This window comes from Algibacter ulvanivorans (assembly GCF_048381495.1).
GTDB lineage: Bacteria > Bacteroidota > Bacteroidia > Flavobacteriales > Flavobacteriaceae > Algibacter_B > Algibacter_B ulvanivorans.
This window is the reverse complement of the sequence record NZ_JBLWGD010000003.1, coordinates 29455-47985: the sequence shown is the minus strand read 5'-3', so window position 1 is coordinate 47985 and position 18531 is coordinate 29455. Positions and strand designations below refer to the sequence as shown.

The window sequence follows — 18531 nt, the reverse complement described above, 5'->3', positions numbered from 1 at the left end:
AAAGCATTATTTAATGAAGATTTTCCCTAAATCTATTAAGCAATTAAAAATGAAGAAGAAATTATCTTTTTTTATTTTTATATCTATTGCTACAATTTTAATTATTGGCTATGTATTTTTAGAAAAGAAAATATATGCCGAAAGTGCTGCTGTTTTCTTATTTATACTATCTATTATACAGGTTTTTGCATTGCAATTTTTTTTGAAAAATCAGCTTAAAAATGATGTTATAAAATCAAATTTAAAGTTAAGAGTAGACGAATTAAAAAGTAGCTTAGAAATAGCAGAAGAAATAGCAAGTCATAAATCTATTTATTTAGCAAATATGAGTTATGAGGTAAGAACACCTTTAAATACGGTTTTAGGTATGTTAAATATGTTGAAACAAACCGATTTAAATAACGACCAAACAGCGCAAATAGAAATAGCAGAATACTCATCAAAACATCTTTTGCAATTGGTTAATATGGTTACAGATAATGCCAAGGCAAATGAAGGAGAATTAGAGTTAAATTTAAAAACTGTAGATTTAAAAACAGATTTAACTAAACTGTTTAAGGTTTTTGAGTATCAAGCATGGGAAAAAGGTTTAAGTTTTGATTATAACTTTATATCTGAAGATAAAAGTAAGTTTTTAGTACTGGCAGACTCTGCTAAAATTCAGCAAGTTTTAATTAATTTGATTAATAATGCTATTAAATTCACTAATGCAGGAAAAATATCCATTATAGTCGATCAATCTGTAGGAATTGATAATGATCAAATTATTACATTTTATATTAAGGATACAGGTATTGGAATGAAGCCTGAAGATGCCAAAAGAATATTTAAAAACAATTTTGAAGGACTTTATTATAACCCGCTAAAAAAGGATTATAGAGGTGGAGGTATGGGTTTATCTATATCGCATAAATTGGTTGGTTTTTTAGGAGGCGAACTTAAAATAGAGACTATAGAGAATGAAGGAGCGACATTTTATTTTAGTTTACAGTTAAAAAAGACTTTAAATATAAAAGCAACTGAAGAAGTGCAAAAACCTATTTTGTCTGATAAGTTTAGTGTGCTTGTTGCAGAAGATAATAGAATGAACCAAAAGGTAATTAAGTTTCTTTTAGAACGACAAGGAGCAGATTGTACATTTGTAAAGAACGGAATTGAAGCTTTAGAGTTATATAAAATTTTAGATTTTGATATGATTTTTATGGATATTTATATGCCAGATATGGATGGATACGAAGCCACAAAATTTATAAAAGAAACCCAAAAGTATATAACTAATAAAACTCCAATTATAGGTGTTTCGGCTAGTGCTTTCGAGAAAGATATTGAAAAAGCTAAGCATGCCGGAATTGATGATTTTTTATCAAAACCAATACATGTTGATAAGCTTAAAAAATTATTGGTAAAATATTCTAAACCCAGTAACAATAAAATATAATTAAGGTTATTTTACAGCAATAACACTAATTTCTACATTAACATTTTTAGGGAGCCTAGCAACTTCAACCGTTTCTCTAGCTGGTGCGGTAGCATTATCGAAGTAACTTCCGTAAACCTCGTTTATTGAAGCGAAATTATCCATATTACTTATAAAAATGGTAGATTTAATAACGTTTTTAAAAGTCATGTTTGCAGCTTCTAAAACAGCTTTTAAGTTTTGCATAACCTGTTTTGTTTCGGTTGTTATATTATCTAAAACTAAATTATTTGTTTCTGGATTAATAGCAATTTGTCCAGAAGTATACAAGGTGTTACCAGTTAAAATAGCTTGATTATATGGACCAATAGGCGCAGGAGCATTGTTTGTAGTTATAATAGTTTTCATAAGTTATAATTGTATATCTGGTTGTCTTCTTTTTTCGTATTTAAGATCGCTTAAAATACTAGATTTAATACCAATAAAGAAATTCCACGAACTTCTATTACTAAACGGAACCCAACTAAAATTCATACGCCAGCTTAATAAATCGCGTTCAAAACGTAGTTGAGTGTAGGTAAATCCAGCGTTTTTTAGGTCGTATCCAGAAGAGCCTCCTATAGACCATTTAGGCGAAAGTTCTATATCTCCAGAAAACATAAGCGAATGTGATGAAATTTCGTTTTGGCGCCTACTATTCGAATAATTTACAGCATACGCAACCCGGAAATTCCATGGTATTTTATAATTATATAATTCGCTAGGTTTTTCATCTTTATCATCTTGGTTACCTCGCATTTGTTGATTGGCGAAGTCTTCAGAAACACCAAATAAATCATCGGCTCGGCCACCACTACGCATGTTTTCTTCTATACCAGAGTTGTTTTTTTTGTTTTTATTACCATCACTACTAGAAAAAGACCAGCTGGCATTTAAGCTGGCGCTTGTTAGCCTAAATAAACTGCCGCCATTGTCAATATTAAATTTATCTATTCTATTATTATTGTTATCTAAAGCATATGGGTCTAGTGTAGCACCAAAGTTAACACTCATTTTATTTTTAAATAGTTGTGTGCCGCCACTCATTCTTACGGGGCTCCATTGTAAAGAGTCGCCTGCAAAATTATAAGATGTAGAAAAGTTTAAGTTGTTTAATAGAATGATTTTTTTTGGTTCGGTAGCAGTACTATCTCTATCTCTTACTTTAGCTTCAAGGTTGTTAGATACCGATATTCCCATAGAACTAGAAAAGTTTTTATTGGGCGAACCAAATAAACCGTCTTCAAACCTACTAAACTCAACATCGTCTCTTGTTAAACCATCGGCGCTTACAACTTCATAGGTGTCATAATATTTATCAAAAGCCGGATTTATATTGTAACTAATAGATGGGCGTATAACATGCCTTATGGCTTTTATTTTTTTATCTTCACCTTCTTTTTCAAAATTAAACATACCATAAACAGTAGTTCCTATACTGGTGCTAAAGTTGTAAGTTCTAAAAGAGTCAAAACCATTAATGGTTTCTGTTACTGTTTCTTGTGTTTCAGAATCGTAAGTTTTATTTATAGTCTTAAATGTCCAAACTTCATTAAAATTTGTACTTGCACTTGCACTAAAGTATTTAAATAATTTAAAGTTTGTGGTTATAGGTATACTGTGTTGAAAACCTGCTTTAGCATCATCAAACATTTCTTTTTTAAAGAATAATGAGTCGGTAGTTTGAATTCTGTTTTCTCCTCGTAAATTGTATTGTAAATTTATATTTTGAATAATGCCTTTTTTAGTACCTGTTTTGGATGCAAAAGGATACATTCTGCCAACACTACCTTGAAAGGTTGGTAGGGTCATGTTAATACTTTCTGTGTTCGTGTTTTGCGAATGTGTAGCTGTTAAACTAAAATTAACTTGCGGTTCGCCTTGAAATGTTTTTGAGTATGAGACAGATGACGCTAAGGTGTTATTTAAAAAAGCACCTGTGTTTACTTGGTTTATAGATTGTTGGTAGTACGAGCTACTTCCTAAGTTTACCGATGCAGAGAAACGTGAGCTAGGGTTGGCTTTAGAGTCTTGACTATGCGACCAGCGTAAGTTGTAAATTGTGTTTATGGCATAATCAGGAAATCCTCTTTCGCTACTTATTAAGTTTTCATATCTAAACCCAACATTGCCTCTAAATTTATAACGTTTTGCGTAAGTGTTTTCTAAACGAATACCGTAGCTTCCGTTGGTATAATAATCGCCCAGAACAGCTAAATCTACATAATCGTTAATGGCAAAATAGTACCCGCCGTTTTGTAAAAAATAGCCTCTTTCATTTTGCTCGCCAAACGTTGGTATAATTACACCAGATGTTTGCTTTTCGCTTTGCGGAAAAAAGCCAAAAGGTAAGCCTAAAGGCGTAGGTACATCGTATATAAAAAGGTTAGCTAAGCCAGTAACAATTTTTTTACCAGGTACAATTTTGGCTTTTCTTAATTTTATATAATACTCTGGGTCTTCTAAATTGGATGCCGTTGTGTATTTTGCATCTTTAACAAAATAAACAGAGTCGTTTTCTTTTTTAGTGGTTTCAGAAATTACAGTACCTTCACCTTGCTCGGTTTTAGAATTGTATATAAGTGCTTTTTGTGTTTCTGTATTAAATACTATAGAGTCTGGTTCTACCACATTGCTTCCTTGTGTAAAAACAGGTTTTTGTGTGTATCCTTCTATCGAGTCTATTATGCCTTTAGCATAAACGGTATTTTTATTATAGTCTATAGTTATACTGCCCGATGTAATATTCATATCGCCATAATCAATTTTGGCTTCATTATATAGGTACAGTTTTTGTTTTTTATTGCTAAATCTAGTATAATCTTTAGCATGATATTTAACAATAGCTTCTAAAAGTTCTTTTTTAGGTTTTATAGAATCTTTAGTAATTGTATCTTGAATTTTCTCAGATGGTTTTAAAACAGCAAGACTATCTATGTGGGTTATTAAACTATCATTTGCTGTTCTACCAATAGGGTTTCCTTTTTGGGGAATATCTTGAGAGAAGCTTAACGTGTTGATAAACACAGTAAAACTAAGTGCAAAAAGTATTTTAAAGTTGTTTGTATGCAACGCTTTTAAATGTATTTTTGTAAAAGTATGGCTCGGTTTTTGAAAAGTCAAAATTACATATATTTTTTTGTGATTGATTTAATATTCAATTAAAAATTTAAAATTAAAATAAACCCCGTTTTTTTAATCGATAAAATGGCTTTTAGTACATGGTATTTGTTGTATCAAAAATGATGCCTTGTATTAAAAGTAAAAAGGTTTTAAAAATAGTATTCACCAAATGAAAACGAACAACATATTAATTTTCGTATTAATTATAGCAGTATTAACGTTTACTTTAAACATTAATGCACAAAGCACTTCTACTAAAAAATTTGTAGTAGTATTAGATGCAGGCCATGGCGGTAAAGATCCTGGTAATTTAGGTAATGGTTATAGAGAAAAGGATATAGCATTAAAAACCGTTTTGGCTGTTGGCCAAACATTAGAGAAAATGCCAGATATTAAAGTTGTTTATACTCGTAAAACCGATGTGTTTGTCGATTTGTTTGTAAGAGGGAAAATAGCTAATAAAGAAAAAGCAGATTTATTTGTATCAATACATTGCGATTCTCATACCTCTCAAGCTTATGGAGCAGGAACTTTTGTTTTAGGTACACACCGCAACCAAACTAATTTTGAAGTAGCAAAGAAGGAAAACTCTGTAATTTTTATGGAGGATGATTATGAAAAAAATTATGCAGGATTCGACCCTAATTCTCCAGAGTCTGTAATGAGTATTTTATTGAGCCAAGAAGAGTACCTAGATCAAAGTATACAACTAGCAAGTTTAATTCAAAAACACTTTACCACCAAGTTAAGCCGAAAAGATAGAAAGGTAAAGCAAGCGGGCTTTATCGTGTTGCACCAAACAGTAATGCCAAGTGTGCTTGTAGAATTAGGATTTTTAACAAATAAAAAAGAAGGTGCATATTTAAATTCCAAAAGAGGTCAACAACAAATGGCAAATGCTATAAGAGATGCCATTATACAATACAAAAAAAGTTTACAAACTAACGTAAGCGATTATAGAATAATAGAAGATGATAAAACTAACAAAATAACAGCAAATAGTAACATAACCTTTAAAGTACAAATAGCAGCAAGCTCAAAATCTATAGAAACAAAACCTTATAATTTTAAAGGGCTAAGTCAAATTTCTAAACTCAAAACAGGTAGTTTGTATAAATATTTTTATGGTAATACTTCTGATTATGAGCAGGTAAAGGCTTTAGAGCAGGAGGCTAAAAGTAAAGGTTATAAGTCTAGCTTTATAGTTGCTTTTAAAGACGGAAAAAAGGTGTCTCTAGATGAAGCTTTAAAATCAATTCCTAATTAGATGTTTTCTTCTTAAATTTATATTAAATTTGTTTATCTAAAAAAGACATTCAATTTTGAAAATATCAAGAGAAGTAAAAACAGGAGTACTTGTTTTATTAGGTATCATTTTATTGTATTATGGTTTTAACTATCTTAAAGGCAGAGACCTTTTTAATTCTTCACTAACACTTTATACAGAATATGATAATGTAGAAGGTTTAGTACCATCTACACCAGTAACTATAAATGGTTTAAGTGTAGGTAAAGTAGCCAATATAAACTTTAAAGGCGATGGCTCTGGCAAGCTATTAATAAAATTATTAGTAGATAGCGATTTTCAATTCTCAAAAAATAGTAGAGCAGAATTATACGAAACAGGTTTAATAGGTGGCAAAGCTATTGCTATTGTTCCTGCTTTTGATGGTGCCGAAAAAGCAAAAAATAACGATGCCCTTCAAGGTTCAATAAAAGCAGGATTAACCGATTTAGTTAACCAACGCTTAACCCCATTACAAGAAAAAATAGAAGTTATGATGGTTGGCGCAGATGCCTTCCTAAAAAACTTAAACGATGTTTTTGATGATAAAACAAAAGCCAATTTAAGAGCAAGTATAGCAGGATTAACCACAACAGTCGAGTCTTTTAAATCTACATCAAATTCATTAAACCAGTTAATGAAAAATAACGAATCTCAAATTAGTGCTGTTTTAGCAAATGCCGAAAAAGCATCAAATAATTTAACAAAAATCACAGGTTCACTTTCAGAGTCCGATTTAGGAGAAACCGTAAATAATTTAGAATCTACATTAAATAACTTTAATAAAATTTTAGTAAGTTTAGAAAATGGTGAAGGCACCATGGGTAAACTATTTAAAGACGATGCCCTATATAATAATTTAGAAGGCGCATCAAAAGAAATGGAAGCTTTAATACAAGACATAAAATTGCACCCTGTACGATACAGACGTATATTGTCGAAAAAAGAAATTCCTTATAAAAAACCAGAAACTAACTAAACATTTCATGGACTATATACCAAACATAATTTTTGCCATAATCCTTATATTAGGTATAGGCTATTTTGTAAACAACGTAAAAAAATTAATCAGGAATATAAAGCTTGGTCAAGATAAAGATGTAAGCGATAACAAGTCGCAACGTTGGAAAAATATGGCCATGATAGCTTTAGGGCAAAGTAAACTAGTGCGTCGTCCAATATCGGGGTTCTTGCATGTAGTAGTATATGTAGGTTTTATAATAATAAATATAGAAGTATTAGAAATTATTATAGATGGATTATTTGGTACACACAGAATAGGTTTAAGTGTATTACCAAAATCTGTTTACGGATTTTTAATAGGCACATTCGAAGTTTTAGCCTGTTTAGTATTTATATCGGTAATTGTATTCTGGATACGTAGAAACATTATAAAAATAGCACGTTTCTGGAAAAGCGAAATGACAAGCTGGCCAAAAAACGATGGTAACTTTATATTATACTTCGAAATGGTGTTAATGACACTATTTTTAATAATGAATGCAACCGATGTACATTTTCAAACCTTAAATTCAGGAAACATAATAAGTCAATATATAGCCCCATGGTTTTCTGGATTGCCAGAAAGTACGCTGCATATTATAGAACGTAGCGCATGGTGGATTCATATTATAGGCATATTAATCTTTTTAAATTACCTGTACTTTTCAAAGCACTTACATATATTATTAGCTTTCCCAAACACATATTATGGTAATTTAAACCCTAAAGGACAGTTTAATAACCTAGAAGCTGTAACCAATGAAGTAAAAATGATGATGGATCCAGATGCAGACCCATTTGCAGCACCAGCAGAAGGCACAGAAGATGAGGAGCCAGCAAAATTTGGAGCCAGCGATGTACAAGATCTCAATTGGGTACAACTATTAAATGCTTACACATGTACAGAATGCGGGCGTTGCACTAGCGAGTGCCCAGCAAACCAAACCGGTAAAAAATTATCGCCAAGAAAAATAATGATGGATACCCGCGACCGTTTAGAAGAAGTAGGTAAAAACATAGATGCTAATAAAGGCGAATTTAAAGACGACGGAAAACAACTTTTAGGCGATTACATTACAAACGAAGAGCTTTGGGCATGTACAACTTGTAATGCCTGTGTAGATGCCTGCCCAGTAAGTATCGATCCGCTATCTATAATACTAGAAATGCGTCGTTATTTAGTCATGGAACAATCTGCAGCACCAGCCGAGTTAAATAACATGATGACAAATATCGAGAATAATGGAGCGCCGTGGCCATACAACCAAATGGACAGATTAAACTGGAAAGACGAGTAAAAAAATAATAAGAGCGTTACCCGAAAAGGGTCGGGCTTTCGGCAGTCGCTTTTTTGTGTTGCATAAGCGCAACAACACAAAAAGAGCTTCAACAAAGCCTCAATCCCTAACGCAACAAACAACACATAACGATAATCCTGCAAAGTTAAAAACAAAAGCAGGCATTAAAATTAAAACACAATGAGCGAATTACTAAAAGTACCAACCATGGCCGATTTTATGGCACAAGGAAAACAACCCGAAATACTATTCTGGGTAGGATCTGCAGGTAGTTTTGATGATAGAGCAAAAAAAATAACCAGAGCCTTTGTTAAAATTTTAAATAAAGCTAATGTAAATTTTGCCGTATTAGGAACCGAAGAAAGTTGTACAGGCGATGTAGCAAAGCGCGCCGGAAACGAATTTTTATTTCAAATGCAAGCCGTAACAAACATAGAAATATTAAACGCTTACGAAATAAAAAAAATAGTAACCTGCGATCCACATTCATTTAACTGCCTAAAAAACGAATACCCAAGTTTAGGTGGCAATTACGAAGTTTTACATCACACACAATTTATTAAACAGCTTATAGCAGCAGGAAGGTTAGAAGGATTAAACGATCAATACAAAGGAAAAAGAATAACATTTCACGACCCTTGTTATTTAGGCAGAGCAAATAACGAATACGATGCCCCTAGAGATGTATTAAAACAAACCAAAGCAACCATTGTAGAAATGAAAAAACACAAACGTACAGCATTGTGTTGCGGAGCAGGAGGCGCTCAAATGTTTAAAGAACCCGAAAAAGGAGATAAAGACATCAATGTACTTCGTACAGAAGGCGCTCTTCAAACAAATCCAGATATTATTGCTACAGGATGCCCGTATTGTAATACCATGATGACAGATGGTGTAAAAGCTAAAGAAAAAGAAAACCAAGTTCGTGTATTAGATATTGCCGAGCTAATAGCAAATGCACAAGGTTTATAATATATTTTATTACCATTAAAATAAGAAGTTGCATTAAAAATATATACCATTAAAACCCAAATTAGTAAATTAAATGCTAGTAGAATTTAATACATTACCAGAGCAATCTCGCGTTTGGATATACCAAGCAAATCGCTCATTTTCAGAAACCGAGTTAGATGAAATTGCATCTAAACTTAATACGTTTATAGAAAACTGGACTGCACATGGTAGCGATTTACAAGCAGGTTTTACAATTAAATATAAACGCTTTATTGTACTTGGATTAAACCAAGATTTAAATAAGGCAACAGGCTGTTCTATTGATGCTTCAGTACATTTTATTCAGCAATTAGAAAAAGATTATAATGTAGATTTAATGGATAAAATGAATGTCTCATACAAACAAGGCGAGTATGTTGCTTACAAATCATTATCCGACTTCAGGAAAATGGCTAAAGATAAAGCCGTTTCAAAAAACACCATAGTTTTTAATAATCTAGTTAATAACATAGCCGAATTTAAAGAAAACTGGGAAGTTCCAGCAAGCGATAGTTGGCACGGGCGTTTTCTTAAGTAAACATAGTTGTTTTCTAACGCAAATTATTAAGTTGCATATTAATTTGTTTAAACCTTTGTTAGTTATTATTAGCATAAGTGTTTTTAAAATAACTTCTTTATAAAACTATCTTAAAGTCTTTTTATCTTCTTTTTAAAAGTATTATTTTGGCATGATTATTAGTATTTAAATATTAAAACTAATAACCCCTTAATAAATCTTTTATGCGTCAACCCTTTATTACTATAATAGCACTATTTTTTGTACTACAAATAAGTGCTCAAACTAATAATAACCCTTTATTAACAGCAGATGCTACAGCTCAAAAAAAATGGGTTGATAGTTTATATTCAAGCATGACTTTAGCCGAAAAAGTAGGGCAGTTATATATGGTTCAAGTCATGTCAAACCAAGATCAAGCTACCAAAAACAAGGTGGTTAAAATAATTAAAGACCATCATATAGGAGGAATTATTTATTCTAACGGAGGGCCAAATAGGCAAGCTAAATTAAATAACGAGTTACAAACCTTATCAAAAATACCAATGCTTATAGGTATGGATGCCGAGTGGGGGTTAAGTATGCGTTTAGATTCTACTTACGCATTCCCTTGGAATATGACATTAGGCGCTATAAAAGATAATAAATTAGTTGAACAGGCAGGAAAGCATATAGGAGAACATTGTAAACGCTTAGGTGTTCATTTTAATTTTGCACCAGTTGTAGATATTAATACAAACCCTAAAAACCCCATAATTGGAAATAGATCTTTTGGAGAAGATAGAGATAATGTAACAGAAAAAGCTTTGGCATTTATGAAAGGCATGCAAGATGCTGGTGTACTTGCAAATGCAAAGCATTTTCCTGGGCATGGCGATACCGATCAAGATTCGCACCATACATTACCAACTATAAATTTTAATGAAAAGCGCATAGATTCTATAGAACTTTATCCTTATAAAAAACTAATTACCAAAGGGCTATCAAGTGTTATGGTAGCGCATTTAAATGTGCCAAGTTTAGAGTCAAGACAAGGCTATCCATCATCATTATCAAAACATATAGTAACCGGTATTTTAAAAGAAAAATTGGGCTTTAAAGGTTTAATTTTTACCGATGCTTTAACCATGAAAGGAGCAGCAGATTTTAGTGAAACTGGAGCTATAGATTTAGCAGCGTTTAAAGCTGGAAATGATGTTATGCTGATGTCTGAAGATGTAGGTATAGGAGTTTCCAAAATAATGGAAGCTTATAACAATGGAGAAATTACCGAAGCCCGTTTAGCCCACTCGGTAAAAAAAATACTTCAAGCTAAGTATAAAGTAGGTCTTCATAATTATCAGCCAATTGGACTTTACAATCTATCAAAAGATTTAAATAGATTAAAAGACGATATGCTTTATGAAGAATTATTAGAAAACGCAATTACGGTTGTAAAAAATGAAAAAGAGGTATTGCCACTTAGAAGGTTAGAAACTAAAAGCATTGCTTATGTAAAATTTGGAGACGATTCTGGTTCTGCATTTCTTAACGAATTAAAAAAATATGCTAAAGTTCATACCATAGCTTCAGATAATTTATACTCTTTAATGGGAAGCCTTAAACCTTATAATACCGTAATTATTGGTTTACATCGCTCTAATGATACCCCATGGAAAAGCTACAAATTCACTAATAAAGAGCTCGTTTGGCTGCATGAAATTGCACAAAATCACACCGTAATTATTGATGCCTTTGTAAAGCCCTATGCGCTTTCAAAGTTAAAAACTCTTGAAAATATAGAAAGTATTGTTGTTAGTTATCAAAATAGTGAAATAGCGCAACGCAAATCTGCACAATTAATTTTTGGAGCAATACCATCAAAAGGAAGCTTGCCAGTTTCTATTGGAAACTATTTTAAAGTAGGCGATGGTATATATAATAACAGCATTAAACGTTTAGGTTATACAATACCAGAACGCGTTGGCATGAGTTCTACTAAATTAAATAAAATTGACTCGGTAGCCAAACATGCAGTTAATAGTGAAATGACACCTGGTATTCAATTACTAGTTGCTAGAAAAGGAAAAGTTATATACAATAAAAATTTTGGCAAACATACTTATGGAGGTAAAGAAAAAGTTGCATTTGATGATATTTATGATGTTGCATCGCTAACTAAAATATTAGCAACACTACCTTTATTAATGGAGTTAGAAGAGCAAGGAATAGTGTCGTTAAATACAAAGCTTTCAGAAATTTTACCAGAATATAAAGACTCAAATAAAGCACATATTACTTTAAAAAGCATGTTGTCGCATTATGCACGTTTAAGACCATGGGAGCCTTTTTATTATCACACTTTAGATACCATAACAAAACGCCCTAGTAGAAAATATTATAGAAAAGAGCGTAGCGATAAATTTAATATAGAAGTCTCTAAAAATTTATTTTTAAGAACTGATTATCAGGATTCTTTACCCAAAATTATCAAGAATTCTGAACTGTTGGAAAGACAAAGATACCGTTATAGTGATTTTCCATATTACATTTTAAAGAAATTTATTGAACAACATTACGACAGAACATTAGATGAGTTGGTACAATCGCATTTTTACGAATCATTAGGAGCCAATAACACATTGTATAATCCTTACCACAAAATAAGTAGTAAAAAAATAGTACCAACTGAAATTGATGATTATTATAGATATGGGAAAATACATGGTTACGTACACGATATGGGAGCGGCCATGCAAAATGGAGTAGGAGGACATGCAGGTGTGTTTAGCAATGCCAATGATGTTGCAAAAATTATGCAAATGTATTTACAAAAAGGATTTTATGGTGGTAAACGATATTTAAAGCCCGAAACTATAGATAAGTTTAATACCTGTTACTATTGCGATGATAATAACAGAAGAGGCATAGGGTTTGATAAGCCACAATTAGGAGATACAGGGCCAACATGTGGTTGTATATCCATGACAAGTTTTGGGCATTCTGGTTTTACAGGAACATACACTTGGGCAGACCCTGAAGAAGAAATTGTATACGTTTTTTTGGCAAATAGAACGTATCCGCATGCAGGTAAAAATTTATTGCTAAGAGAAAATATAAGAACAGAAATACAACGCTTAATTTACGAAGCGATAGAAAAATAGGTATTAAAGTTTTAAGTAATTACTTAAAACATACATAAAAAAAATATGAAAATAGGAATAGTTTGTTATCCAACATTTGGTGGTAGTGGAGTTGTTGCTACAGAACTAGGTTTAGAACTCTCTAAACGTGGACACGAAATACATTTTATTACATACAACCAACCTGTAAGACTAGAGTTATTAAGTAATAATGTACACTATCATGAGGTAACTGTACCAGAATATCCACTGTTTCATTATCAGCCATATGAGCTAGCATTATCTAGTAAATTGGTCGATATGGTTAAACTTCATGACATAGAAATTTTACATGTACATTATGCAATTCCTCATGCATATGCTGCTTACATGGCCAAAAAAATGTTAATAGAAGAAGGTATATATGTGCCAATAGTTACAACCTTACACGGAACGGATATAACACTAGTAGGAAGCCACCCGTTTTATAAACCAGCTGTAACTTTTAGTATAAATAAATCGGATGCGGTTACTACAGTATCACAAAGTTTAAAAGACGATACTTTACGTTTATTTGATATAGAAAACGAGATTACTGTTGTACCAAACTTTATAGATTTAGAAAAATACAATCATGGTTTTACAGATTGCCAGCGTGGTATGATGGCTAATGATAATGAAAAAATTATTACGCACATTAGTAATTTACGCCCTGTTAAAAGAGTACAAGATGTTATAAGCGTGTTTTACAACATTCAAAAAGAAATACCAGCTAAACTCATGTTTATTGGAGAAGGCCCAGAAAAAGAAAAGGTAGAATTAAGATGCAGAGAGTTAGGTATATCTAATAAAGTAGTTTTCTTTGGGCGAAGTAACGAAATTGATAAAATTTTGTGTTTTAGTGATTTGTTTTTATTGCCCTCGCAAACCGAAAGCTTTGGTTTAGCTGCCTTAGAGGCTATGGCATCTGGAGTGCCGGTAATATCAAGTAACACAGGTGGTTTGCCAGAAGTAAATATACATGGAATTTCGGGGTTTTTAAGTAATGTTGGAGATGTTGACGACATGACAAAAAACGCATTACATATTTTAAAAGATGAATCTACCCTAAAAACGTTTAAAAATAGTGCAAGAAATGAAGCATTAAAATTTGATTTACATGCCATTGTACCTAAATATGAAGCTATATATGAAGACACTTTAAATAAATGTCTGGTTATTTAATATTTTACTTAAAATATTAAATAGCAGTAATAAAAAAGCACCCTTTAAGGTGCTTTTTTATTATGTATGCTTGTGTAAAATTAAAATTGATATCTAATTCCTAATGCTATATCAAAATCTAAATCATCACTAAAATCACCAAAACCTAATTCTGGTCTAAAGTCTAAAGATAGTAATAAAGGAATATCAAAATTGTATTCAATACCAATATCACCAGCTACAAAAAAAGCAGTTTCGCTTACACCATCAAAAGCATCTTTACCATCAAACGAAGCTAATCCTCCACCGGCACCAACAAACCAGTTAAAAGAACCATCTAAAGGCATAACCCATTGGTAAAGTCCAGTAAGTTTAAAAGCATTATAGTTGTTTCCGCTTCTCCAACCTAAATCGGCTTCTAATCTATTATTATCGCCTAAAGCATGTTGGTAAGAAACTTCGGCTCCTAAACCATCGCTATCTCCTAAACGTAGTCCTATAGCATGATCTGAGATATCTTGTGCGTTTGATGTTAATGCAAAACCTAATACTGCAAATGATAATAAAAATAATTTTTTCATAAATTAAAGTTTTTTGTTAATACTATTATGTACGTCTGTTTATGTAAAACAGATTATTTACATACTATTAATGTTCAACAAAAATAACGCCATTTTTGTATTTATATTTATGCATATCATAGTTTTTTTATGTTATGCATATAAATAACTCAAAATCAAACTAAACAGTTTTTAATTTTTAAGCTTAATGTAGAAAAGGTTAAAGTGTACTCCTTTTTTTCTTTTTTTCAGCTTGATCTACAATAGTAATTGCAGCAATTAAATCTTTAATTTCTAAATCGTTTTCATCTTTATCAACAACAATAAAAGGAGCTAGTTTATCTTCGTTAAAATTATAAATTTTCCAGCGCTTAAATTGGTATTCTAGAGCAGTAAAATTTTCAACCCAATCTCCAGAATTTAAGTATTTTGTTCTGCCGTTTTTATTTTCGAAGTATTCCATTTTAGGTTGATGAATATGACCGCAAATTACATAGTCGTAGTCATTTTCAATAGCAAGTTCAGAAATAACTTTTTCAAAATCATTAATGTATTTTACAGCGCCTTTAACTCCGTTTTTAACTCGTTTAGATAAGGAGTAGCGCTCTTTTCCTCTTTTTTCAAGATACCAATTTACAAGTCTATTTAAAAGCGTTAATAAATCATACCCGTAGCCTCCAAGCTTAGCTAACCATTTAGCATTTTGTATAGAAATATCAAAAACATCACCATGAAAGAACCAAGCTTTTTTGCCATCGAGTTCTAAAACAATTTTATCAACTATAGATATATTTCCTATTGTAGTATTGCTAAACTTTCTAAGCATTTCATCATGATTGCCCGTTATATAAATAACTTCAACACCGTTAGATGCCATAGTCATTATTTTTTTTATAACTTTTAAATGTGATTTAGGAAAATACCTTTTACTAAACTGCCAAATATCTATAATATCGCCATTAAGAATTAGTTTTTTAGGCTCAATACTATTTAAATACGTTAGTAAATGTTTGGCATGGCATCCGTAAGTTCCTAAATGAACATCTGAAATTACGGCAATTTCTAGTTTTCGTTTTATTTTCAAGCTTAGGAAGTATTATTTCAATACAAATAACATGTTTTAGTATTATGTAATCATTATCCTATAATTAATTATCTGTGAGAATATTGTTAACTAATTGTTATGCAATGCGATATTCGTAATTTATTAAGCTAAATACGATTTCATTTCTTAATTTCTAGGATTAACATTATTTTAGCCAAAAATTGAAATTATGGCTGGAAATTCTTTCGGAAAACTATTTAATTTAACAACTTATGGAGAATCTCATGGACCTGCTTTAGGCGGTGTAATTGATGGATGCCCTTCTGGAATTAAGTTAGATTTAGATGAAATTCAGAATGAATTAAACCGAAGAAAACCTGGGCAATCTGCTATTGTTACACAACGTAAAGAGCCAGATACTGTAAAGTTTCATTCTGGTATTTTTGAAGGTGTTACCACGGGAACTTCCATAGGTTTTGTAATAGAAAACACAAACCAAAAGTCTCATGATTATTCGCATATAAAAGATAGTTATAGGCCAAGCCATGCAGACTATACTTATGATAAAAAGTATGGAGTGCGCGATTATAGAGGTGGCGGAAGAAGCTCGGCACGAGAAACAGCATGTCGTGTTGTAGCTGGAGCGATAGCTAAACAAATTATAAATCAAGTTAAAATTACGGCTTATGTATCTAGTGTTGGCACCATGAAACTGGATAAGCCTTATAACGAAATAGATCTTACTAAAGTAGAATCGAACATTGTACGTTGTCCAGATCAAGATATGGCAACAAAAATGGAAGCATATATTAAGCAAGTACGTGCAAAAGGCGATACTGTTGGTGGTGTGGTAAGTTGTGTTATAGAAAATGTTCCAGTAGGACTAGGAGAACCAGTTTTTGATAAATTACATGCAGAATTAGGAAAGGCTATGCTATCAATAAACGCCGTTAAAGGGTTTGAGTATGGTAGCGGATTTCATGGAAGTACCATGTATGGTAGTGATCATAACGATGCTTTTAATAATGATGGCTCTACTAAAACTAATTTTTCTGGTGGTATTCAAGGCGGTATTAGTAATGGTATGGACATATATTTTAGCGTTGCTTTTAAGCCAGTTGCTACTCTAATACAAAAATACGAAACTATAGATAAGGCTGGTAATACTGTAGAAATGCAAGGAAAAGGGCGTCACGATCCGTGTGTTGTACCACGAGCTGTACCCATTGTTGAAGCTATGGCAGCTTTAGTACTAGCCGATTTTTATTTAATAAATAAATTATATAAATAATATTTATTTATTTTTTCCACGATGTTTCCATCTTTTATGAGTCCAAAAATAATATTCTGGAGCTTCATAAATTTGTTTTTCAACCTCTCGTAAAAACATATCGGTTAACTCATAATCATTATAACCTCTTGAGTCTTCTGCTAGAGTCATAATTTCAGCTTCATAAAAGCCACGTTTTACTTTAGTAACTTTTAAGTATGCTGTAGATAAATCTAGCTTTTTAGCTAAACGCTCTGCACCTGTAAAGCATGGTACATTTATACCCATAAAACGACTCCAGTAAACATCTTTACTTAGTCTTGGCGATTGGTCACTTAAAAAACCAGTAATCGTTTTTATTCCAGACGCTTCACTTTCATTTATACTATTAATGGTTTCTTTTGTGCTTATTAATGTGGTTTTAAATTTAGATCGAATGGCTCTTACCATTTTATCAAAATGCTTATTGGCTAGTTTTTTATATACAGCAAAACCTTTAAAATTAATATAGTTTTGTAATACTATAGACCACTCCCAACTTGCATAATGCCCAAAAATTAAAATAATGCTTTTGTTAAGTTTTTCTAAGCGTTTAAGCTCTTCTGGGTTTTTAATTTTAAAGCGTTTATTTAATTCTTTTTTAGATATTGTCATGGTTTTTGCCATTTCTAAAAACATATCGCATAAATGTTTATAGAATTTTTTTCGAATTAAATTTATTTCATCATCACTTTTATCAGGGAAAACTAGTTTTAAATTTGCGGTAACAACCTTTTTACGATAGCCAATTATATAGTAAAGTAGCAAGTATATACCATCAGAAAACAAGTACAACAATCTAAAGGGTAATGTAGAAATAATCCATAAAAACGGATAAACTAGAATATAAACTAGAAATTGCATGAATTAATTTTAGATTTGTAAAGCAAATATATGTTAATTTGGTTTTAAACGAGAACACAAAATGGGCAAATTAGATCTAGTTACAATAATAATTATAGCTGCAAACGTTATAATTTCGTATAAAGGTTTTAACGATTATAATTTTTTTGATAAATATAAATTTCAAGTAGGCGGCATACAGCGTGGTGAGCAAATAAGAATGTTTAGTGCAGGTTTTTTGCATGCAGACACGCAGCATTTATTGTTTAACATGGTGTCGCTTTATTTTTTTGCCGATGTTGTGATTGCTCTTTTAAGTCCGTTTCAATTTTTATTAGTGTATTTGGGTAGTCTTTTAGTAGGTAATGTATTGTCTTTTTATTTTCATAAAAACGAGTACCATTATAGCGCTGTTGGTGCTAGCGGAGCAGTAAGTGGTATTATATATTCGGCTATTTTATTACAGCCAGGCATGAACCTTTATATGTTTTTTATTCCTATACCAATTCCTGCGTATATATTTGGTATAGGCTACTTGTTGTATTCTATTTATGGTATGAAAAATAGAATAGGTAATATAGGGCATGATGCCCATTTTGGAGGAGCTGTTGGTGGGTATTTAATTACCTTATTACTGTCGCCATGGTTATTTCAAACGAATATGTTAATGATTGTTTTATTGGCTATTCCAATAATTATTTTGTTTGGTTTAAAGAAAATGGGCAAGATTTAAGTTTTTAAATTAAATGTATGGCATAGCTATTGTTTTTATAACTATGTTGTTTATCTTGGTTTG

General features: G+C 31.6%; 15 protein-coding genes. 10 read left to right on the top strand and 5 right to left on the bottom strand.

The window, feature by feature from the left end:
* Positions 1 to 49: 49 nt before the first annotated feature.
* On the top strand, positions 50 to 1438 hold the full coding sequence (locus ACNG5D_RS08615; protein ID WP_418183109.1) for a response regulator: 1389 nt from the start codon (positions 50 to 52) through the stop codon (positions 1436 to 1438).
* Positions 1439 to 1444: 6 nt separating this feature from the next.
* On the opposite strand, the gene ACNG5D_RS08610 is transcribed toward ACNG5D_RS08615, so the two are convergent.
* Positions 1445 to 1825, bottom strand: coding sequence for a RidA family protein (locus tag ACNG5D_RS08610; RefSeq protein ID WP_418183108.1), 381 nt, complete (start codon positions 1823 to 1825; stop codon positions 1445 to 1447).
* Between the two features lie 3 nt (positions 1826 to 1828).
* Positions 1829 to 4579, bottom strand: a complete 2751-nt coding sequence (locus ACNG5D_RS08605; protein WP_418183107.1) for a putative LPS assembly protein LptD — start codon at positions 4577 to 4579, stop codon at positions 1829 to 1831.
* Positions 4580 to 4748: 169 nt separating this feature from the next.
* Here ACNG5D_RS08605 and ACNG5D_RS08600 point away from each other — a divergent pair, with 169 nt between their 5' ends.
* The 7 genes from ACNG5D_RS08600 (at position 4749) to bshA (ending at position 13999) form a co-directional block, all read left to right on the top strand.
* Positions 4749 to 5846 (top strand): N-acetylmuramoyl-L-alanine amidase family protein, encoded by a 1098-nt coding sequence (locus ACNG5D_RS08600; protein ID WP_418183106.1) that lies wholly within the window; start codon positions 4749 to 4751, stop codon positions 5844 to 5846.
* Positions 5847 to 5901: 55 nt separating this feature from the next.
* The gene (locus ACNG5D_RS08595) at positions 5902 to 6843 is read left to right on the top strand and encodes an MlaD family protein (RefSeq protein ID WP_418183105.1); all 942 of its coding nucleotides are present in this window, start codon (positions 5902 to 5904) and stop codon (positions 6841 to 6843) included.
* Between the two features lie 7 nt (positions 6844 to 6850).
* Entirely contained in the window at positions 6851 to 8164 is a 1314-nt protein-coding gene (locus tag ACNG5D_RS08590) for a 4Fe-4S dicluster domain-containing protein (RefSeq protein WP_418183104.1), read from the top strand.
* A 180-nt stretch (positions 8165 to 8344) separates the two neighbouring features.
* Positions 8345 to 9136 (top strand): (Fe-S)-binding protein, encoded by a 792-nt coding sequence (locus ACNG5D_RS08585; RefSeq protein WP_418183103.1) that lies wholly within the window; start codon positions 8345 to 8347, stop codon positions 9134 to 9136.
* Between the two features lie 73 nt (positions 9137 to 9209).
* Entirely contained in the window at positions 9210 to 9695 is a 486-nt protein-coding gene (locus tag ACNG5D_RS08580) for an ABC transporter ATPase (protein WP_418183102.1), read from the top strand.
* A 203-nt stretch (positions 9696 to 9898) separates the two neighbouring features.
* On the top strand, positions 9899 to 12817 hold the full coding sequence (locus ACNG5D_RS08575) for a glycoside hydrolase family 3 N-terminal domain-containing protein (RefSeq protein ID WP_418183101.1): 2919 nt from the start codon (positions 9899 to 9901) through the stop codon (positions 12815 to 12817).
* 45 nt (positions 12818 to 12862) lie between these two features.
* Positions 12863 to 13999, top strand: a complete 1137-nt coding sequence (gene bshA, locus ACNG5D_RS08570; protein WP_418183100.1) for an N-acetyl-alpha-D-glucosaminyl L-malate synthase BshA — start codon at positions 12863 to 12865, stop codon at positions 13997 to 13999.
* An 80-nt stretch (positions 14000 to 14079) separates the two neighbouring features.
* On the opposite strand, the gene ACNG5D_RS08565 is transcribed toward bshA, so the two are convergent.
* Together ACNG5D_RS08565 and ACNG5D_RS08560 are read right to left on the bottom strand one after the other, a co-directional pair.
* Positions 14080 to 14559, bottom strand: coding sequence for a hypothetical protein (locus tag ACNG5D_RS08565; RefSeq protein ID WP_418183099.1), 480 nt, complete (start codon positions 14557 to 14559; stop codon positions 14080 to 14082).
* 199 nt (positions 14560 to 14758) lie between these two features.
* On the bottom strand, positions 14759 to 15622 hold the full coding sequence (locus ACNG5D_RS08560; RefSeq protein ID WP_418183098.1) for a UDP-2,3-diacylglucosamine diphosphatase: 864 nt from the start codon (positions 15620 to 15622) through the stop codon (positions 14759 to 14761).
* 190 nt (positions 15623 to 15812) lie between these two features.
* Between ACNG5D_RS08560 and aroC the strand changes: the two genes are divergently transcribed.
* On the top strand, positions 15813 to 16874 hold the full coding sequence (aroC, locus tag ACNG5D_RS08555) for a chorismate synthase (protein ID WP_418183097.1): 1062 nt from the start codon (positions 15813 to 15815) through the stop codon (positions 16872 to 16874).
* Positions 16875 to 16877: 3 nt separating this feature from the next.
* Here aroC and ACNG5D_RS08550 read toward each other — a convergent pair whose 3' ends face one another.
* The gene (locus ACNG5D_RS08550; RefSeq protein WP_418183096.1) at positions 16878 to 17756 is read right to left on the bottom strand and encodes a lysophospholipid acyltransferase family protein; all 879 of its coding nucleotides are present in this window, start codon (positions 17754 to 17756) and stop codon (positions 16878 to 16880) included.
* Positions 17757 to 17817: 61 nt separating this feature from the next.
* Here ACNG5D_RS08550 and ACNG5D_RS08545 point away from each other — a divergent pair, with 61 nt between their 5' ends.
* The gene (locus tag ACNG5D_RS08545) at positions 17818 to 18468 is read left to right on the top strand and encodes a rhomboid family intramembrane serine protease (RefSeq protein WP_418183095.1); all 651 of its coding nucleotides are present in this window, start codon (positions 17818 to 17820) and stop codon (positions 18466 to 18468) included.
* Positions 18469 to 18531: the final 63 nt, after the last annotated feature.